This is a genomic window from Stenotrophomonas maltophilia group sp. RNC7 (assembly GCF_030910085.1).
GTDB classification, from domain to species: domain Bacteria; phylum Pseudomonadota; class Gammaproteobacteria; order Xanthomonadales; family Xanthomonadaceae; genus Stenotrophomonas; species Stenotrophomonas sepilia.
The window spans coordinates 16,946-35,474 of sequence record NZ_JAVFVN010000719.1 but is presented as its reverse complement, the minus strand read 5'-3'; the positions used below and the strand labels follow the sequence as shown (position 1 = coordinate 35,474).

18 protein-coding genes and 2 pseudogenes are annotated in these 18,529 nt (G+C 64.4%); 11 read left to right on the top strand and 9 right to left on the bottom strand.

The window, feature by feature from the left end; genetic code table 11:
• Nucleotides 1-421 precede the first annotated feature (421 nt).
• Nucleotides 422-796, top strand: a complete 375-nt coding sequence (locus RCF13_RS15815; RefSeq protein WP_134968990.1) for a hypothetical protein — start codon at nt 422-424, stop codon at nt 794-796.
• 19 nt (nt 797-815) lie between these two features.
• On the opposite strand, the gene RCF13_RS15810 is transcribed toward RCF13_RS15815, so the two are convergent.
• From RCF13_RS15810 to RCF13_RS15775, 8 genes and pseudogenes are all read right to left on the bottom strand, one after another.
• A complete protein-coding gene (locus RCF13_RS15810) occupies nt 816-1,295 on the bottom strand; it encodes a hypothetical protein (protein WP_231352146.1) in 480 nt (159 codons plus the stop codon).
• Nucleotides 1,296-1,444: 149 nt separating this feature from the next.
• Nucleotides 1,445-1,834: a hypothetical protein gene (locus tag RCF13_RS15805; RefSeq protein ID WP_061479978.1), complete on the bottom strand. Its 390-nt coding sequence runs from the start codon at nt 1,832-1,834 to the stop codon at nt 1,445-1,447.
• A 487-nt stretch (nt 1,835-2,321) separates the two neighbouring features.
• Nucleotides 2,322-2,645 carry a hypothetical protein gene (locus tag RCF13_RS15800; protein WP_134968991.1) on the bottom strand — a complete coding sequence of 108 codons (324 nt, stop codon included), beginning with the start codon at nt 2,643-2,645 and terminating at the stop codon, nt 2,322-2,324.
• Nucleotides 2,646-2,820: 175 nt separating this feature from the next.
• Entirely contained in the window at nt 2,821-3,261 is a 441-nt protein-coding gene (locus tag RCF13_RS15795; protein ID WP_181357904.1) for a hypothetical protein, read from the bottom strand.
• Between the two features lie 83 nt (nt 3,262-3,344).
• Nucleotides 3,345-3,509 (bottom strand): hypothetical protein, encoded by a 165-nt coding sequence (locus RCF13_RS15790; protein WP_181357905.1) that lies wholly within the window; start codon nt 3,507-3,509, stop codon nt 3,345-3,347.
• Nucleotides 3,510-3,935: 426 nt separating this feature from the next.
• Nucleotides 3,936-4,463: pseudogene (locus tag RCF13_RS15785) on the bottom strand (RHS repeat-associated core domain-containing protein); the annotation flags it as partial.
• Nucleotides 4,464-4,984: 521 nt separating this feature from the next.
• Nucleotides 4,985-6,490 (bottom strand): annotated as a pseudogene (locus tag RCF13_RS15780) (RHS repeat-associated core domain-containing protein); the annotation flags it as partial.
• A 33-nt stretch (nt 6,491-6,523) separates the two neighbouring features.
• Nucleotides 6,524-7,318 (bottom strand): helix-turn-helix transcriptional regulator, encoded by a 795-nt coding sequence (locus RCF13_RS15775; RefSeq protein WP_134968995.1) that lies wholly within the window; start codon nt 7,316-7,318, stop codon nt 6,524-6,526.
• Nucleotides 7,319-7,388: 70 nt separating this feature from the next.
• On the opposite strand from RCF13_RS15775, the gene RCF13_RS15770 reads away from it, so the two are divergent.
• The 9 genes from RCF13_RS15770 (at nt 7,389) to RCF13_RS15730 (ending at nt 16,894) form a co-directional block, all read left to right on the top strand.
• A complete protein-coding gene (locus RCF13_RS15770; protein ID WP_235643202.1) occupies nt 7,389-9,359 on the top strand; it encodes an FUSC family protein in 1,971 nt (656 codons plus the stop codon).
• A 4-nt stretch (nt 9,360-9,363) separates the two neighbouring features.
• A complete protein-coding gene (locus RCF13_RS15765) occupies nt 9,364-9,573 on the top strand; it encodes a DUF1656 domain-containing protein (protein ID WP_061479984.1) in 210 nt (69 codons plus the stop codon).
• Between the two features lies 1 nt (nt 9,574).
• Nucleotides 9,575-10,459, top strand: coding sequence for a biotin/lipoyl-binding protein (locus RCF13_RS15760; protein ID WP_134968992.1), 885 nt, complete (start codon nt 9,575-9,577; stop codon nt 10,457-10,459).
• On the top strand, nt 10,456-11,892 hold the full coding sequence (locus RCF13_RS15755; RefSeq protein ID WP_231352148.1) for an efflux transporter outer membrane subunit: 1,437 nt from the start codon (nt 10,456-10,458) through the stop codon (nt 11,890-11,892). The genes RCF13_RS15760 and RCF13_RS15755 overlap by 4 nt, the downstream gene beginning before the upstream one ends.
• A gap of 134 nt (nt 11,893-12,026) precedes the next feature.
• Nucleotides 12,027-12,374, top strand: coding sequence for an RcnB family protein (locus RCF13_RS15750; RefSeq protein ID WP_021204235.1), 348 nt, complete (start codon nt 12,027-12,029; stop codon nt 12,372-12,374).
• A gap of 278 nt (nt 12,375-12,652) precedes the next feature.
• On the top strand, nt 12,653-13,327 hold the full coding sequence (locus RCF13_RS15745; protein ID WP_134969332.1) for a response regulator transcription factor: 675 nt from the start codon (nt 12,653-12,655) through the stop codon (nt 13,325-13,327).
• Entirely contained in the window at nt 13,324-14,565 is a 1,242-nt protein-coding gene (locus RCF13_RS15740) for a HAMP domain-containing sensor histidine kinase (protein ID WP_134969331.1), read from the top strand. Before RCF13_RS15745 ends, RCF13_RS15740 begins: the two co-directional genes overlap by 4 nt.
• Nucleotides 14,566-14,622: 57 nt before the next feature.
• Nucleotides 14,623-15,009: a diacylglycerol kinase gene (locus RCF13_RS15735; protein WP_134969330.1), complete on the top strand. Its 387-nt coding sequence runs from the start codon at nt 14,623-14,625 to the stop codon at nt 15,007-15,009.
• Nucleotides 15,010-15,082: 73 nt separating this feature from the next.
• Complete coding sequence (locus tag RCF13_RS15730; RefSeq protein WP_134969329.1) at nt 15,083-16,894, top strand: phosphoethanolamine--lipid A transferase; 1,812 nt, start codon at nt 15,083-15,085, stop codon at nt 16,892-16,894.
• Here RCF13_RS15730 and RCF13_RS15725 read toward each other — a convergent pair.
• On the bottom strand, nt 16,798-17,721 hold the full coding sequence (locus RCF13_RS15725) for a M14 family metallocarboxypeptidase (RefSeq protein WP_061479992.1): 924 nt from the start codon (nt 17,719-17,721) through the stop codon (nt 16,798-16,800). The two genes, RCF13_RS15730 and RCF13_RS15725, sit on opposite strands and share 97 nt — an antisense overlap.
• A gap of 146 nt (nt 17,722-17,867) precedes the next feature.
• On the opposite strand from RCF13_RS15725, the gene RCF13_RS15720 reads away from it, so the two are divergent.
• Nucleotides 17,868-18,521 (top strand): DUF3348 family protein, encoded by a 654-nt coding sequence (locus tag RCF13_RS15720; protein WP_154350971.1) that lies wholly within the window; start codon nt 17,868-17,870, stop codon nt 18,519-18,521.
• Nucleotides 18,522-18,529 lie beyond the last annotated feature (8 nt).

The window sequence follows — 18,529 nt, the reverse complement described above, 5'->3', positions numbered from 1 at the left end:
CCCGGCCCGCTCCGTTCGCCGTGACAACCTCGACACCTGTCGCAGATTGCACGCTGCGGGCGGATCACTACGCCAGCCAGCACTGGCGGGGCTTAACAGCGTGGGAGAATGCCGAAAGCGTCTCCAATCGAGTGATGTTTGCAACTCTTCTGATTGGCATTGCACAGCGCCAGGGGCTCAGATGGCGTGCCACCGGAAAAAGGGTGGCCGGGCTTCGAATCCCGTGTTGGCTTTGAGTAAGTGCGCTTGCCAGCCGGCGTCACCATGCGTGGCGCCGGCTGGCAATCCGTCTGCCGGCTATGGCGGGCGGTGCGTTGGGGGCGTTCGCGCCCGCCGGCTTGAAGCCAACCCGGATTCGAACCACGTACCGCCCGCCACCTTTCGGGTGGCGGCTACCGATTGCCCTGCACGGAGCCTTGCCATGAACGAATCGGACTTCCCGCATCTGCACGCCTACCGCAGCACCGCCGGCGATGACGGTTCGCCACAGGCTGCGCCAACAGTGGACAGGAACACCTTCATTGCCAATCTCCACCGCATCGGCTCCGGTGCGGCGGCCGATGGGCAACCGTGGCCGGAGCGTCACCAGCTGCCCGGCCGCTGCCTCGCCCTGGCCGACGCCGATTGCGCGTTGACCGGGTTGCGGGTGGTGCTGGAAATGCTGCTGGCGGCCGAACGCACCCGGCAGAACTGCGACCCCGGGCAGTACGTGGGCGACCGGGTGATGGAAGGGTTGGTCATGGCCTGCCAGTCGTTGTGCGCCCAGGCGGTGGGGCGGTTGCAGCCCGAAGGGTGAATGTCATGTGCAACGGACTTCAACGAGAACCGCCTTCCACCCGACATGCCAGCGGCGTAGCGCCCTTCGCCGAGGGAATCGCGAGTACATTCCAGCGCTCGGCCAAGGTACGTTCGACGCGAACAGAGAATGACAGTGCCTCGGCGGGCATCTTCCCTTCAGAGAAGCCGATGGCTATCTCGAAGCGATCCAATCCGAGGTTCCCCGCCTCCAGTCCTGAGCCATCTTCCCGCTTCACTCCGACGTAGACGACAGGGCGCTTCACGTCCACCTTTGCTCTGGCAAGCTGGCGATCCAATTCAGCGCTGCCATCGAAGTACTGCATTCCTTCGTCCTTGGCGATAGAGCTGAGGGTCTGCTTGAACCGATTCACGCCCTCTTGGTCATGCACGCAGAACTGAATCATCTTGAAGGGCCGCTTTCCTACAGCCCATGCGCCGCCAGAGAATCCAAGTCCGACTCCAATCAGAAGTAGTGCTGTCAGGATCCTCACCATCATCAAGGCCTCAATTTGCAGAGTGTGGCGGCCAACGTCGCCGCAGGGCCAAAAATCGTGAAACCAAGCACGTCTCCGCTCGGTCTTCTCAGGCGCCTTCCCCCGGATGAGGGAGCCTTGTCGGGGTGAGGAATCTGGGCACGGAATGTCCTTCAGGGCACTGCACCCGCCATCGGCAGATGCTCGATCCGCCATGTCCTGGCGTAGATGAGAATTACGCTTCCGGTCGAGGTGGTCTCGATACGGAAACATTTCAGGCCGGACAACGGATAGCCAACCGCCTTCCAACGATCAAGAAGATGAGCAAGCCCCGGCTCGTCGTCCTCGACCCTGGCGAACTCTATTCCCTCCTCCCCCAGTACGCCGAAGTTCATGAGCGCCGAGCACCCGTAGGCTTCCGAGAAGCAGACGGTTGCCTGCCGGCCGTCCGGCCAGCGCACGTGGACCTTTACCTCGTCGCATACGCCAGGTTTGCTCCTGTCAATGTTGATGGCCAGCAACGTGGCGTCACACCATTCGAGCAAGTTGAAATCTTCATTCATCCACTGGAATCCGTCAGATGCATACCACGGAGGTGCGACCCCGGTCGCCCCTTCCTCTCTCTCACCGCTCCTGAAGCTCCCCAAGATTGAGATCCCGGGCATAGGACCGCCGACTACTGATCTGCACCGGCTTGGATGCGAACCTCCGGCCGTCCCTGCATTCAACGGCGAATTGGTAGCTCTGGGGTTCCGGCCCTGCAACGACCATCATGGGGACCGAGAATGTGCTTCCAACCGGTTTCGACGAAACTACACCTTCGCCCTCCCCGAGCATGCTCAGCTCACAATCGAGAGCGCGAACGTCACCCTGACCTGGCGGCACGCTTCCCGAGACGCGCACGATCATATCGCCACCCAATGTTGCACAGCCGGCCAGAACCAGACCGGCAATGACAGCTGCGGCACACCTCACCTTTGGCATCCCCGAATCCTCAGTACGCACTGCGACGTCTCATGCCAATAGCCATTCAGGAACGCATCAATCTCATCAATAGATACCCGCCATGATACGAATGTAGTCGTCGAGCGAATCCACCCGCCGATCGACTGCAATACCACGTTTTCTTGCGAGCGATTGAAGCTCGAATATCAACACCCCATACCCCGAGTCCCAGCCATCAGCTTCACCAGGCGACAGTTCCTTCGAAAATCGATCTCCAGGACGGAGCTTCCCGGAGGGCAAACGAAGCTCGTCTGCAACATGCTCCAGCAGCTCCCCTACGATTTCCTGATCCAGGCCACTATCCGCATAGTATTGGTCATAGAAGCCAGTTGGCGACAGCGCATCTCTTTCTCTCAGATTGCCTTTCATTTCTATTCGCCTCTACTTGCCGCCTGTCCTACAGCCACCATAGCCCATGGGGCCGATATCCCAGAACCCCTCCCACACACGACGCTCAGCCGGAAATTGCCGAATCAGGTGCCGGAAAAGGAGGCTGCCAAATGCCACTCACGCATTCGCTTGCCAGGTGAGACCGTCCATCCACCTAGAGTTTTATTCCGCTGTAAACAAGGCCCAGCTGTTCATCGCGCATGACCCAGCGACCAACATTACCCTCCGGGCACAGATAGAACTTGCCGCCATAGCTTGACGCTCGCGACCACGCGTTGCGGGCAAACTGAGGAAATCTCCGCATGACTCGCGCGTCGGACATCTCCGGCCTGCTCACTAGCCTGCAGTCTTCGGGCAAAGCAAGTACCCCACTGGTAAGGCGGAAAACCAGCCACGATTCATTTGTGTCCATGTCGTGCGACTCGCGTATGTTGACTGCGTCCTCAGGCAACCATGAAGGCAACCACTTCGATTCACCGATTGCTTGTCTTGAGACGGCTTGGTTGCGGTCTGCATACTCGGTGCTGGCAACTTCCATGCAACCAGAAAGTGTGATTGACAGCATCACGATTGGGAGCAGCTTGGCAGCGTGCATTTGAGGCGTCCGAGTCATCAGTAGGGGAAGCTTCCACCCGGACGATAAGCTCCCGCACATCTGCGAGCAACTCCCCGTACGGTTCATTTGTCCAGATGATCGTCCGAGGCGATTTGCCAAAAGCGCAGGCCGAGTTCAAACACCACTCCATCGTCTTGCGGATCAGCACTCGGGATCCAGTCACCGAACACCTCGCTCTTGTTGCTCCACTCCCAAGCCCAGACATCGGATGACCGATCGATCACCACGCGAGGCTCACCCGGATGACGCTGAGTGAGCGCAGTTCCCCAGTTTGGCAGGCCTATTGCACAGGGGCGCTGGTCCGATGCGTGAGCATCAGGGGCAGCGCCGACATCAAGGGCGGTCCGTACTGACGGAGACAGAGCCGTCTTCCCTCAGCCAGAGGTTCACATAGGTATCTGGGGGAGGTATCCGATTGATCGACGCCCCTGCAGGAAGGATCTCCCAACTGGTGATCGAGCCGCAAACTGTTTTATGGATCAACCTGCGACTGTCCACACCCCGTCTGACCAGTTCGGCAACAACCACTTCTGGAGGCTGGCGATCAAAGCCTTTGTAGACAGTGCAAGTCTTTCCCGTCTGACCCATGGGGTACGTTGAACTCTCCACCTCATCCCGGCACCCCAGCTGGCCCAGAACGAGCGAGAGGATGGCTAGTATCCGAATGCATCGCATTGCCTGTCGCTCCTTTCCTTTACTGCCCTGCTGTAAGCCTTGTCTACTGCGGCGCCTCCGAGTCCGCCGTCGCGCAGCCGAGTTGCACAGATCATCTGCTCTTGATATGCACGGCACTCAAGCTCATTTGCCAGCTGCCGATGCTCGATCCCACCATATTCCCAGTTCTTTGGGAATGGACTTGCACCTTTGGGCCTACCCACGCAGGCATTAGGAACCCTCTTTTCCAGTAACGCCTTATGGTTTCGCTCATGCATAACGGTGCATATCTTGTCGCAGCCCGAATTGCAGACACTGACCAGGAACCCTCCATTGCCATCACAAGTCACCATTCCCAGTTGTCCGCCACACGTACTTGTGTCGAACACAGGCTCAAGCCCAAGTGGGTCAACCGCGCGAAGCGGAGAGGCACTCGAGTACCCGTAGGCGGAGATGCCGCCGGACAGGCCTATGGGATCCGCTTGCGTATAGCGTCCGGTCGCAGCGTCGTATTCCCGCTGGTAGTTCCCGCCGAGGTGGTCAGCGCGGCCATTACCGGTGGCGCCGCAGGCATAGGATCAATTCAGCGCGGTCGAAATCCAAGGCTCTGCGGCGATTATTCATGGCATCCCCAGGAACGCTCGCCTCAAGTAAACCGACGCCCCGCAAAATGCGATCGCTCCCACAAGCCAGCTTCCAAGTAATAGCGATGGCCAAAGGTCTGCCACCAATGCCGTTGCTCCGAATCTCTCAAAGCTCTGTAGAAGCAAGCGCGCCGCCCCATCAACTGCCAGATTGGAAGAAGTGACAGCCACGACCCCGAGTACAAGACCAGCGATCAACCCCACCACTAAACTTCGCGGGATGCGGCGCATACTTTCGCATCGAGAGAGCGCATAGAATGTAACCGAAAGAAGTAGTGAGAGAAGCAGTACGTATGGAACTCGCATCGCTCCTATCTTCATGAAAGCGGATATCCATATCCATCCCGCAGAATTCACAGAAACAGATAGAGTGAAGCATATCAATGATGAGATAAGCCTATCCTTCATTTGACTGGACATTCTGCCGCCTTTGCACTCTTGTGAAGAACACCCGGGAAGAGTGTTTGCTTTATCCCACACATTCCATCCAACGCGCCGGACACGTGGCTCGCACACCAGAAGCCACGTGCATCCCCCCACTCCTCCGCGTTCGCAATGAGAGTTAACTCTTGCTCCGGAGTCAAAGGGATTACCGTTAATTCAACTCGGCTACCAGTTCCCACCTGATACTTTTTGTAGCTGGCCAAGCTGGCGTCGCGCCCCTCAAATAGCCCGCCGGTTCCTCGACGGCCACCAGGTGCATACGTGCCAGAAGGGTCGTACAGGAAATCGGGCTTGCCAGGTCTCGAAACATGAATCGCTGAGTGGTTTGCAATACCAAAATTATATGTCGTTATCAGCGTAGTCGTCAGCCCGAGCGGATCAGTAAATCGGGTGGGATTCGAGATCACGTAGCCATACGTACCGACGCCAGCATTTAACCCAACGGGATCGCTTTCCACGTATCTACCCGACGCCGGGTCATAGTCACGGAAGTAGTTGTAGAACAACCCACTCGCATCCGTCGCCTGCTGGCCCGGGAATCGCAGCGCCAGCTCGATCGCCACACCATCGCCATCCGGGTCGGCACTCGGAATCTGGTTGCCGAACACCTCGCTCTTGTTGCTCCACTCCCAGATCGAGACGTTCCGTACCGGGTCGATCACCACGCGCGGCGTACCTAGGTGATCCGGCTGGACGTAGGCCAGTTCCGGCACGCCGGTACTCGGCACATTGATCAGCGCCACCGGGTAGTTGTCCAGCCAGATGGCCTGCTGTTGCGCCTGGCCCGTGGCCGAATAGTTGCCCAGCCATTGCCCCGCCTCGTCATATAGGGTGATCTGAGCCGCGCCGGCGGCCGGGGAGCGCAACATGCGCTCGCCGCGATGGTTGTAACCGTAGCTTTCCAGCACGGCATTGCCCTGCTTCACCGCATTCATGCGGTTGGCGTCATTGTAGGTGAACGTCTTGCTACCGATGCTGGTGGTATTGCCCGCTGCGTCATGGGTGCGCGCTTCGCCATCCACCGCAGTCAGGCGATGGCTGGTTGCGGGATAGGCGTAGCTGGCGGTGCCTGCCGACGTGGTCAGCGCGGTCCGATTACCGGTGGCGTCGTAGGCATAGATTTCGATCGGCGTGCCGGTCGTGCCGTCCTGGGTCTGGGTCAGGCGGCCCAGCGCGTCGTAGGCGTACTTGGCGAGTACCGTTGAGCCTGTGCCGTTCTTCAGCTCGGTGATCGAACCGACCGGGTCGTAGCCGTAGCCCAGCGACAGTCCGCCCGCGGCCGGGTCGTGCACCGCCTGCGGGCGGTAATCCAGATCCAACGGACGCTGCAGCTGGCGGCCATTGCCGTAGGTCCAGCCGGTCGCCGGGCCGAAGGCCGCATAGGTCACGTTGTTCACCACGATCTGGCGCGCCTGGCCAGGCCGGGTCAGGCCGATCTGGCTGATGCGGCCCTGGGTATCGCGCACGTTCCAGGCAGGGGCTTCCCCCGCTGTTCCCGGCTACTGCCCACGCAGGCGCACCGCGAAGTACCGCGCCGGGGAAAGGCCAAGCGCTTTCTTGAACATCGTGATGAAGGCCGTCACCGACTCATAGCCCAGCGTCTCGGAAACGCGTTGTACCGGTGCACCGGCGGCAAGTTCTCGAATGGCGATGAGCAGGTGCAGCTGCTGCCGCCAGCGCCCGAAGGACAATCCCGTTTCCCGTTCGATGAGCCGGGTCAACGTGCGCTCGCCCAGGGCCAGGCGCATGGCCCACTGGCCGATGGTGCTGCGATCTGCCGGATCCGCCGACAGCGCCGCCGCCAACGCCCGCACCTTCGGGTGAGGGCTGACCGGCAACGACAGGTGCTCGGCCGGCATCTGTACCAGCTCGTCCAGCAACAACCGCGCCAGCCGGTCGGTGTGGCTGCCATCCGGATAGTCCAGAGGCGCGTCGGCCAGGTGCAGGATCATCTCGCGCAGCATCGGGGAGATCGCCAGCGTCACGCACTGCGCCGGCAGCTCGACGACGCCGGGCTCGACGAACAGGTAGCACAGGCGCGCGTTGGCGGTGGCGCGATTGCTGTGCGGCATGCCGCCCGGGATCCAGACGCCACACTGCGGCGGCACGATCCACAACGCATTGGCCACTTCGCAGGTCACCGCGCCATGCAGCGCAAGAATGAGCTGGCCCTTGCGGTGCTCATGCACGGGAATTTCCGCGTCGTGCTCAGCCACCTGCAGGCGGCTGGCGACCGCCGGGCGATCGGTCTCGTCCGGGTCCAGGTCAAAGCCGGGGAGCGAAATGCGAGCCATTCTCACATTGACCGGTTTTAGCGATTGGTTGTCATTGTAGCGAAATTCGCCGTTGCGGTCGCTCACTAGCATGAGCCGCATGCACTCCCCCACCCCGTTCCGCCCCCACGTGCTCCAGGCATTTGCCCGGTTGAAAAGCCCTGCCCTCAGGACCGACCGGGAGGCGGTGCTGTTCTCGCTCAAATGCCTGCTCGCCGCGTCGCTGGGGCTGTATGTCTCCTTGCGGATCGGTCTGAATCGCCCGTTCTGGGTGATCGGCACGGTCTATCTGGTGTCGCAGCCCCTGTCCGGGGCGACCCTCAGCCGCGGCCTGTTCCGCCTGCTGGGTACCGTGGGCGGGGCCGTCGCCACCGTCGTGCTGGTGCCACGTTTCGCCAATGCTCCCCTGGTGCTGAGCGCCGCGCTCGCCACGTGGATGGCGCTGTGCCTGTATCTGGCGATGCTCGACCGCACGCCACGTGCCTATGCGTTCCTGCTGGCCGGCTATACCACCAGCCTGATCGGGTTTCCGGCGGTGATGGTGCCGGCAGACGTGTTCACCATCGCCATCACGCGGGTGCAGGAAATCGCCATCGGCATCCTGGCGGCTACGCTGGTACATGGGCTGGTGCTGCCGCGCCGGGTTTCGTCGCGCGTGCACGCACGGGTTGCTGCCGTGCTGGATGATGCGGAACGATGGACACGCGACATGCGCGCCGGTGCATCGGACACGGTGCTGGCGACGGACCGCTCGAAAGTGGCCGCCGACCTGCTCGAGCTGCATGTGCTGTCGATCCACCTGCCCTTCGACAGCGCCCACGGCGTGGCCCAGGTGCAGATCCTGCGTGCCGTGCATGACCGGATGCTGGACGTCCTGCTGCTGTCCAGCGCGGTGGAAGATTCCATCGCACGGCTGCGCTCATCACAGGCCAGCGCCATGGATTCGCCTGGCTGGCGCGAGCTGATGCAGACCGGCCTCGCCGCGCAACAGGCCGAGCTCGACCTCGCCCACGCCGACTGCCGCGTGCTGCAGGCGCAACTGCACACTGCCCGGCCCGACTGGCGCCGGCATGTACCTGCTCGCCTTGCGCGACATGCGCGTGGTGCGGCGCTTCACCGGGATCATCAGCTTGCCCTGCGCAGCGCGCTGGGCGCGTTCGTGGGCATCCTGCTGAGCTGCGTTCTGTGGATCGTCACCGGCTGGTCGGAGGGCGCCACGGCGGTGTCCATCATCGGCACGGCGTGCGTGCTGTTCGGCACGATCGAAGCGCCTGCGCCGCATGTCATGCGCTATCTGGTGGGGTCATTGATCGGCGTGGCCGTCGGCCTGCTCTACGGTCTGCTGATCTTCCCCGCGTTGTCCGATATCACCGGCCTGATTGCCGCGCTCGCGCCGGTGCTGCTGCTGTGCGGATCGTTCCTGGCCCGGCCGCCCTTCATCATGGCCGCCCTGGGCGTGGTACTGACCTTCCCGATCATCGCAGGCCTGGGCGCGACCAATTCGGTCAACATCGTCGGCGCACTCAACAACAGCGTTGCGTTGTTCGTCGGTACGACGGTGGCACTGTGCAGCATGCAGCTGTTCCAGACCGCCGATGCGGGCCGCAACCGCGCTCGGCTGGAGCGTTCGATCCGCCGGGACATCGCACGACACGCCGCCGGACAAGGTGATGTGACACGCGCCTGGCTCAGCCGCATGCTGGATCGAATCGGGCTGCTCGCTCCCAGGCTGCAGGGCCGTTCCAGCGCGGGACACGACCTGCGGGCATTGTTTGCGGAGGTTCGTGCGGCACGTGCATCCAGCCAACTCCGCGCACTGGGCAAGCGCCTGGACGATCCGCGCACCCAGTCGCTTCACGCCGCGCTGGTCGAGCGCATCGCCGCACATTTCAGGATGCGCACTCGCGCGCCAAGCAGTGGCGACATCCATCTTCTGAAACTGCTGGACCGCATGCGCGAGGCTGCGGCGGCCAGCAGCGGGGCTGATCGGGAGCAGCTGTCGCACCTGCTCTGCGGGTTGCGCCGCGACCTTCTCGTATCTCCGCTCACTCATCGGCGCTGAGCTCATGCTTCCTGATCTTTCGATTGACGGCGTGCTGATTCCCGGCCTGCTTGCGGTGGCCTTCGCCGCGCTGGCGCTGTCGATAGTGGCCTCGCGCCTGCTCGCCAGCCTCGGCCTGTACCGGCTGTTTGCCGCGTGGCCACTGGTGGGCCTGTCCCTGTTCGTGATCCTGGCGGAGCTGATGATCCGGCTCGCGCCCCTGTTCGAGAAATGAGATGAAACACACGCTTGCTGTCATCGGGCGCTGGAGCGCAACCCTGGTGGTGTTCGCAATTGCCGTCGTCGCTGCACTGGCCATCTGGCATCGCTACGAAACACGCCCGTGGACGCGCGATGGACGGGTGCGCGCCGACGTGGTGCGCGTTGCATCAGACATGGGGGGGCTGGTCACCCAGGTGCTGGTGCACGATAACCAGCGGGTGAGCGCCGGACAGCTGCTGCTGGTGCTGGACCAGCCGCGCTTCGCTGCCGCACTTGAGAAGGCCGACGCAGCGGCCAGCAGCGCACGCGCCACGCTGGCGCTGGCCCGCCGCGAATCGACGCGGGACAACGCACTGGGCAACCTGGTCGCTTCGGAAACCCGCGAACGCAATGCCGCCAAGGTCGATACCGAGCTGGCCGCCCTGGCGCAGGCGCGGGCCGAACAGCGCGTTGCCCGGCTCAATGTGCAACGCACCGAGGTGCGCGCGACCACCGATGGCATCGTCACCAACCTGGACCTGCACGCGGGCGACTACCTGCAGCCGGGGGCACAGGCGCTGGCGCTGATCGACACCCGCAGCCTGCGCATCGAGGGCTATTTCGAGGAAACCAAGCTGGGCTGCATCACCGAGGGCGATGCCGCCGTGGCCCGGCTGATGGGCGACGACCACGACGTGCGCGGGCACGTGGATACCATCGCCGCCGGCATTGCCGACGATCAGCGCTCAAGCACGCACAACCTGCTGCCCGCCGTGGCGCCGACGTACACCTGGGTGAGGCTGGCACAGCGGATCCCGGTACGCATCCGCATCGATGATGCGCCGCCGGATACCCGCCTGATCGTCGGTCGCACTGCGAGTGTGACCATCACGCCCTCGGCACAAGGAGCCTGCAAGTGAGCTTGCGAACACTACGCGGTGGGCTGCTTGCCCTGCTGTTGCCGATGACGGCCTGCGTCTCCGGCCCCGACTATCACCTGCCTGCGAATGCCGTCGCTGCCTCCACACACGCGGCGCAGGCGTTCGTCTCGGGCCGGGAGGCATCGTTCAGCCACGACGCGCCACCGGATCGGTGGTGGGAACTGTATGGCGACACCCAGCTTGACGGCTACGTGCGCGAAGCACTGGCGGCCAACACCGACCTGCGCGCCGCTGATGCCAATCTTCGGCGCGCCAGCGCTACCGTGCTGGAGTACCGCGCGCGCGGTGCCGTGCAGGCCGAGGTGGATGCATCGGGCACGCTCACCCATGCCGGTGGTTACACCCAGGCGTCGGCCGCGCCGCAGTCCTATGCGCTGGGCCTTCACCTCTCCTATCCACTGGATCTTGCAGGCGGCATCCGCCGCGGCATCGAAGCCGCCAACGCGGACGCGGAGGCTGTCGCTGCAGCACGGGACCAGGTCCGCGTGGTCGTCGCTGCGGCCGTCACCCGTGCCTATCTCCAGATCTGCACAAGCAATCACACGCTCGCTGCGACCCGGCAGGTGCTGGCGATACAGCGCGCCACGCTGGAGGCAACCCGTCGCCTGGCCGCGGGCGGGCGCGGAACGGACTTCGATGTCAGCCGTGCCGGAGCCGCGGTCAACCGCAGCGCGGCGGGGATACCGCACCTGCTGGCGAAGCGCCAGGCCGCACTGTTCGAACTGGCCGCACTGATGGGCAGGGTGCCGGCAGACTATCCGAGGGAGGCGGAAGCGTGCCCGCGCCCCCCGGAGCTGGGGCAGGCGCTGCCGGTCGGCGAGGGCTGGCAGCTGCTCCAGCGGCGCCCCGACATACGTGCCGCGGAGCGTAGCCTTGCCGCGGCCACAGCGATGATCGGCGTAGAGACTGCGGAACTCTATCCGCGGATCACCTTGGGCGCGTCCCTGGGCACGGCGGGCATGCGACGGCAGCTGCTTTCCGCCGACAGTTTCGGGGCGAGCGTCGGGCCGCTGCTGTCATGGCACTGGCCCAACCGCCGCGTGGCCAAGGCCCGCATCGCAGCGGCCGGTGCCAATGCAGATACCGCTCTTGCTTCCTTTGACGGCGCGGTGCTGCAGGCACTGCGCCAGACCGAGACTGCGCTTTCTGCCTGCACGCAGGAGCTCGAACGCGAGCACAGCCTGGCACAGGCGCGTGGGGACGCAGCGCGGGCCGCGGCGCAGGCACAGCAGCTCTACCGTTTCGGCAGGATCGATTTTCTCGATGTGCTTTCGGCCCAGGCCGCACTGGCAGATGCGGAGTCCGCATTGGCCGCATCGCGCGCGGACCGGGTCGATCGCCAGATGGATCTGTTCCTGTCACTGGGCGGTGGTTGGGGCGCAACGGATCCGGCCCGGGACGGGACCCGTTGATCCGTTCCGGGGCGGCGACTGCACGTCACGCCGTGTGTTCAGGAAAGTGCCGCGCACACCCGTATTCATTCACGCTGCCTGCCCTATATTCCCGCCACAGCGCCGCATGCCGCGGCCATGACGAAGGCATCTCCATGAAGACCACACGTTTACTTGCCATCGCCTTGACCACCGCCACCGCGTTGGCTGCGGCCCCCGCCTTCGCCGATCCGCCGCACCACGCCCGCGGCAACGGCCCGCCGCCGCATGCAGGCGGCCCGCACAACCGCGATGCGCCGCCGCCGGGCTGGCAGAAGAAGGCCTGGCGTCGTGGCGACCGCCTGCCCTGGGCCGAAGTGGACCGCCGCTACTGGGTAGACGACTACGCGCGCTATGACCTGCGCAATCCGGGTCGCGGCCAGCGCTGGGTGCGCCAGTCCGACACCGAGTACCTGTTGGTGGAGATCGCGACCGGCTTGATCATCGACGCGCTGCATCGCTGAATGTGGAGGGCGGCGGGGTCCTGCTGTGGGCCCCTCCGCGCTCCCTCCATGCCGCGGCCGACGTGAATGATGCGAACCACTGGGTTCCAGAGTGCGCTGCTCGCTGCTTGGCTCATCGCAGGCCTCTTCTCGGTAATCCATTCGATACGCGATTCACGCAGCCCCGCTGATTGAACGGAATCGGGTGCGGACCAGTCGCACCCACGATTCATTCAGCCAAGGCATTGGCATCCGGCCATCGATCGGGCAGAGTTCGGCCACGCGCAAGGACGCATGCCATGACCCGCCTGCTGATCATCGAAGACAACCCCGAGCTGGTTGCCAACCTGTATGCCTTCTTTGAACCGCTGGGCTACGTCCTGGACGACGCCCGCGACGGTGCCAGCGGACTGCGCCGGGCCACGCAACACGACTACGACGCCATCCTGCTGGACCTGATGCTGCCGCGCCTGGACGGGATGGCGCTGTGCCGGAAGCTGCGCCAGGAGTTCCAGAATCCGGTGCCGATCCTGATGCTGACCGCGCGCGATCCAGTCGAAGACCGCGTGCAGGGCCTGGCACTGGGCGCGGATGACTATCTGGTCAAACCGTTCTCGCTGACGGAACTGGATGCACGGATCAAGGCCCTGATACGAAGGGCACAGGGGCGCCAGGTCCAGAGCGTGCTGGCGTGGAAGGACCTGCAGGTGGACACGCGCTCGCCACAGGCCTGGCGGCAAGGCCGCTGCATCGCGCTGACGCCCACGTCGCACAAGCTGCTGATGTGCCTGGTGCGTGCGGCTCCCGCGGTGGTGCGAAAGCAGGAAATGGAATACCTGGTCTGGGGCGACGAGCCACCGGACAGCGGCGCGCTGCGAACCCACATCCATGAGCTGCGCCTGCAGGTGGACCGCAGCTTCGACACCGCACTGATCACCACGGTGCACAGCGTCGGCTGGCGCATGCAGGCGTGAGCCCTGCCTCCCTCTACCGCCGCCTGAGCCTGCGCACCCGCATCACGATCTCGTTCGTGCTGTTGATGGCCGGGGCCATGGGCTTCATCGTACTGGCCGAACAGGTCGACTACGACCAGGTCCGGGCTGCTGTCGTCGCACGGACCCAGCACGGCGAAGTGCAAAGGCTGCAGGCCGCGCTGGATCGTGGCCAACACCCCGCCCTGCCACCAGGGACCCAGCTGTTCGATGCCCAGGACGTGCCTGTCGTGCTGCGCCAATACGGCCCGGGCTACCACGGCGAAGAGGCGCCCAACGAGTGGCACCTGCGTGTGTTCGACAGTCGTGGCCAACGTTACTACCTGCTGCAGGACGCTGCACCCTATGGTTATCTGGAACACCTGATCAATGCCTTTGCGGCACTGGTCATTTCGGTCTGCGTACTCGGCGCCTTCCTGATCGGCCGCAAGGTCGCTACCCACGTCATCGCGCCCATCACACGATTGGCCGATGCGGTGCAGGACGGCCACAAGCCCTTTCCCTACCAGGACGCACGCGACGAGATCGGCGTTCTGGCCCGCGCCTTTGCCCGGCATAGTGATGAACTGGAGCGTTTCCTGCACCGCGAGCAATGCTTCAGCGGCGATGCCAGCCATGAGCTGCGTACGCCGCTGGCCATCATCGGCGGTGCTGCGGAAACCCTTGCCTGCCAGCTTCCTCCTGACAGCCACCTGGTTCCCAGCGCGGAGCGCATCCTGCGTACCACCCAGGAGATGCAGCGCCAGTTGTCCTGCCTGCTGTTGCTCTCACGTTCCCCCGGCTCAGTCCCGCGTAGCGAGGTGGCTTTGCGTCCGTTGATCGAGTCCTGCGTGGAGCGCTGCCAGCCTTGGCTGGCCGGCAAGCCGGTCGGAATCACCGTCGATCCCGGTCGAGAGGTGACGATGCACGCCAATTCGGACCTGGTACACAGCGTGATCTGGAACCTGACGCGCAACGCCTGCCAATACACCGAACAGGGAAAGGTCCGGATCACCCTGGACACCACCACACTGATCATCGTAGACACCGGCCCCGGCCTGCCCTCCAGCATCGACCCGCAGCAGTTCCAACGATTCGTGCCCGGGGCACCGCTCAGCGGTGAAGGATTGGGACTGTCCATCGTGCAGCGCATCGTCGAACACCTTGGCTGGACGATGACAGTACAGTCCTCGAAGCACGGCTGCCGGTTCGCCCTGCACTGGCCTGCGGCCCGCATCTGACGTATTCCTGACAGCGGCGTGCACATGCTCGGGGTTGCCCCCGACTTTGAAAGCGCCATGCAGCATCCCAAACACAGCGGCAAGTATCCGCACGGCAAGACCGGCCTGAGCCGCATCTTCCACACCCTGATCCATTCGCGCGATGGCTTCATCGCGACCTTCCGCGGCGAGGCCGCCTTTCGCCAGCTCCTGCTCCTGCACGCGCTGTTGATCACTGCAGCTTTCGTGCTGGACATCAGCACGACCGAGCGCGCACTGGTGCTGGCGGTCTGCTTCATCAGCCTGCTGGTGGAACTGCTCAACTCGGCAATCGAGGCCGTGGTTGATCGCATCTCGCTGGAGCAGCATCCGCTGTCCAAGAACGCCAAGGACATGGGCAGCGCCGCGCAGACCACCGCATTGTTGATGGTCGGCGCGGTGTGGGGCGTGATCCTGCTGGGCTAGCCCGGCCAGGCTGACAACTTCCTGATAAAGCCGTTTCGATACTGCGCGCACTCCTGTTCCGCGGAACCTGCTCGTGCGCCAATGCCTCCGTTTTCCACGGTCCCATCCAATCGTTCTGGTCTGGGCCGCCGCACTGTTCTTCGCCACGATTGGAAACATCGCCCTCTGGAAGACGCTGTGGGGGCTGATTGATCTCAACGGTGTGCGCAGCATCCTGTTCCTGGCCACCCTGCCGCTGCTGCTGTTCTGCCTGTTCAATCTGATGCTGACGCCACTGCTGGCGCTACCCTTCGTGCGCAAGCCGCTGCTGGTGCTGCTGGTTGTCGTCAGCGCCGGCTGCAGCTACTTCATGCTGCACTACAACGTGCTGATCGACCTCAGCATGGTGCAGAACGTGTTCGAGACCAACCAGGCCGAACTGAACGCCTATCTGTCGCTGCCGCTGCTGCTCACGCTGCTGGCGCTGGGCGTGCTGCCCGCTGCCGGGCTCGCCCTGGTGCGCACCACCAGCGGGGCCGGTTCGATACGTTCCCTGCTGGTGTGGCCGGCCAACGTCCTGGCGTCGCTGGTGATGCTGCTGGTGATCGGCTTTGCGTTCTACAAGGACTACTCCTCACTGCTGCGCAATAACCGCTACATCCGCGACCAGGTGCTGCCGTTGAACGTGATGCGCCATACCCACGGTTACCTGAAAAGCCTCTACAGCGCCCGCCAGCAACCGTTGCGCCCGATCGGCACGGACGCGCGGCGCATTCCGGGCCCGCGCCCGAAGCTGGTGGTCATGGTCGTCGGCGAGACCGCGCGGTCACAGAACTTCCAGCTCAACGGCTACCCACGCGCGACCAATCCCCGGCTCTCGCGCAAGGAAGGCGTCATCAGCTTCAGTGATGTTTCCTCATGCGGAACCGCAACAGCGATCTCGGTGCCGTGCATGTTCTCGCAGATGACCCGCCAGCAATACGACGACGTCCGCGCGGCGACCGAGGAGAACGTGCTCGATATCCTGCAGCGTAGCGGCGTCAGCGTGCTCTGGCGCAACAACAACAATGGCGGCTGCAAGGGCGTGTGCGAGCGCGTGCCGACCGAGGACATGCCCGCACTCAAGGTGGCCGGCCAGTGCGTCAACACCGACGGCACCTGCTACGACGACGTGCTGCTGCATCAGCTCGGCGCACGCATCGACGCCATCCACGGCGATGCCCTGGTCGTGCTGCATCAACTCGGCAGCCATGGGCCGACCTACTTTGAACGGTATCCCGCAGCGTCGCGGGCCTTCAGCCCGACCTGCGACAGCAACCAGATCCAGCACTGCAGCAACCAGGCGCTGGTCAACACCTATGACAACACCCTGGTGCATACCGACCGGGTGCTGGCGGAGACCATCGACCTGTTGCAGGGTTATTCGGACCAGCGCGATGTCGCGCTGATCTATGTGTCCGACCATGGCGAGTCGCTCGGCGAACGCGGCATGTACCTTCACGGTACGCCTTACTTCATCGCGCCGCGCGAGCAGACCCAGGTGCCGATGGTGATGTGGTTCTCACCGGACTTCGGCCGCAACGCGGGCCTGGACACGGCCTGCCTGCGTGGGAATGCCCTGCACCGGGCGCACAGCCACGACAACGTCTTCCACTCGCTGCTGGGCCTGTTTGGCGTCAGCAGCGTCGTGTACGAACGCGATCTGGATGTGTTTGCCGGATGCCGCGCGTTGGGTTCGCCGGCTGTGGCCGCCGCGCCGCTGAAGAAGCGGCACCGGCTGATGCCGGTCACCGCCCGCAACGTGGCGCGTTACTGCGCCGACAGGGCGAAATCCAGACCCGCGCACACCGCCGCCACCTGGGCGTCGTTGCATTCCTGCGGGTTGGTGCGCGGGCTGTCCGGGTAGACCTCGGTGGTGGTGGCAAAGCGTGCGTCGGTGAAGCCGGCGCAGGCGCCGATCGAACGCGACTCGCCCCAGACCACGCCCGGCGACTGCAGCGGCAGGCCGACCAGGTTGCCGTCGGCATCGGCCGGGGCGATGTGGGTGATGGGGGCCACGGCGGCAATCAGGGCCTTCTGGAACTCGGCCTGCGGGTCTTCGCTGTTGCCAATCACATAGAAGCCATCGGGAATCGTGTCGCGCTCGAACGGCTTGCCGTCGCGGGCGCAACGCGCCGGATCGAATTCGTGCAGGTCGCTGTCGGTGGTTTCGTGCAGGTCCAGGTGCACCAGCAGGTTCGGCTTGCGCTCGGCCACCCAGCGCATCAGGGCGGCCGCTTCCTCGATCTGGCCGCCGTCACGGAAGCTGCGGTTCGGGTCGATCGCACCCGGGTTCCAGCGCTGGATGCGCTCGTAGCCCCACGGGCTGACGCAGGGCGCCACGATCAGGTTCAGCCGGCCCAGGTAACGCTCGGCCTGCTGTTCCAGGAACTGCAGGGCGCCGTGCACGCCGCTGGTCTCGTAGCCATGCACGCCACCGGTGATCAGCGCGGTCGGCAGCGCCGGGTTCCAGTCGTGGTTGACCACCGCGAACAGCGGGTAATGGTCCGGTGCATAGTCCAGCTGGCCGTACTGGATCACGTCGAAAACGCTGTCGTCCAGGCGCTCGAGGGCGGCCACCACGTCATCGTGGTAGCTGCGCTGGCGCTGCTGGCGGGCCCGCCACTGTGCGCGTTCCACGTCGCCCCAGGGCTGTCCGGGGGTGCCGATCGGGTAGAACTGCGCAACAGTCATGGGGGTACTCCAGGGGTCGAACGGGTGGATGCAGCCGGACATTCTAAGCCTTGTCGCGCCTGCGGGTACCGCCCCCCAGGCCCCGCCTTCATCCAGCCGGGGTCATCTGGCTGTAAAATCAGCGGTTTTTGGCCCCTCACCCCTTGATGGCGAACGCAGCGCAGCCGGTCCTGGGTGGACCGGAGTTCCTCCGCCTGCTCGCCCGTCTCAGCGACGGCGCGATGCCGGCCAGCAGTCCCGTCCTGACCGATCGCCTCGGCCAGTGGGTGGACTGGAGCCGTGCCGTGGCCCTGTCCGGCGCGTTGGGCGGACGCCTGCCCGAGCCCGGCGAAGCTGCCGAGGCGGCCGGGGATGTACTGGCCGACTGCGCCCAGGCCCATGCCAGCCTGCTGGCCTCGATCCGCGAGGACGCCGAGGCCGAGCGCCTGCTGGACCTGGCCGAGGCCGCGGCCGCACCCGACTTCGCTTCGCTGCGCCAGCGCTACCGGGTGCTGCAGCAGGCCATCCAGACCGCCACCGGGCGCCTGCGCGGCCGCCTGCGCGACCAGCTGGTACAGGTCTCGCCGGAGCTGGCGCGACTGGCCGAGGTTGATGCGGTGATGGAACAGACCCTCACCCCGCGCGAGCACAGCCTGCTGGCCACCGCGCCGGCGGTGCTCGGCGCCCGTTTTGAACGCGTGCATGGCCAGCCCGGCTGGCGCGCGGCCTTCCGCCATGACATGCGCACGCTGCTGCTCGCCGAGCTGCAGCTGCGCTTCCACCCGATCGAAGGGCTGCAAGATGCCCTGCGCTCCCACTGACCGGAACA

What these genes read in the sequence shown, in the direction of transcription:
- RCF13_RS15745 (WP_134969332.1), top strand. Translation starts at nt 12,653, where the DNA reads ATGACCCGCCTGCTGATCATCGAAGACAACCCCGAGCTGGTTGCCAAC.
- RCF13_RS15775 (WP_134968995.1), bottom strand. Translation starts at nt 7,318, where the DNA reads ATGGCTCGCATTTCGCTCCCCGGCTTTGACCTGGACCCGGACGAGACC.
- RCF13_RS15815 (WP_134968990.1), top strand. Translation starts at nt 422, where the DNA reads ATGAACGAATCGGACTTCCCGCATCTGCACGCCTACCGCAGCACCGCC.
- RCF13_RS15760 (WP_134968992.1), top strand. Translation starts at nt 9,575, where the DNA reads ATGAAACACACGCTTGCTGTCATCGGGCGCTGGAGCGCAACCCTGGTG.
- RCF13_RS15735 (WP_134969330.1), top strand. Translation starts at nt 14,623, where the DNA reads ATGCAGCATCCCAAACACAGCGGCAAGTATCCGCACGGCAAGACCGGC.
- RCF13_RS15765 (WP_061479984.1), top strand. Translation starts at nt 9,364, where the DNA reads ATGCTTCCTGATCTTTCGATTGACGGCGTGCTGATTCCCGGCCTGCTT.
- RCF13_RS15805 (WP_061479978.1), bottom strand. Translation starts at nt 1,834, where the DNA reads ATGAATGAAGATTTCAACTTGCTCGAATGGTGTGACGCCACGTTGCTG.
- RCF13_RS15795 (WP_181357904.1), bottom strand. Translation starts at nt 3,261, where the DNA reads ATGCACGCTGCCAAGCTGCTCCCAATCGTGATGCTGTCAATCACACTT.
- RCF13_RS15810 (WP_231352146.1), bottom strand. Translation starts at nt 1,295, where the DNA reads ATGATGGTGAGGATCCTGACAGCACTACTTCTGATTGGAGTCGGACTT.
- RCF13_RS15800 (WP_134968991.1), bottom strand. Translation starts at nt 2,645, where the DNA reads ATGAAAGGCAATCTGAGAGAAAGAGATGCGCTGTCGCCAACTGGCTTC.
- RCF13_RS15725 (WP_061479992.1), bottom strand. Translation starts at nt 17,721, where the DNA reads ATGACTGTTGCGCAGTTCTACCCGATCGGCACCCCCGGACAGCCCTGG.
- RCF13_RS15720 (WP_154350971.1), top strand. Translation starts at nt 17,868, where the DNA reads ATGGCGAACGCAGCGCAGCCGGTCCTGGGTGGACCGGAGTTCCTCCGC.
- RCF13_RS15750 (WP_021204235.1), top strand. Translation starts at nt 12,027, where the DNA reads ATGAAGACCACACGTTTACTTGCCATCGCCTTGACCACCGCCACCGCG.
- RCF13_RS15770 (WP_235643202.1), top strand. Translation starts at nt 7,389, where the DNA reads ATGAGCCGCATGCACTCCCCCACCCCGTTCCGCCCCCACGTGCTCCAG.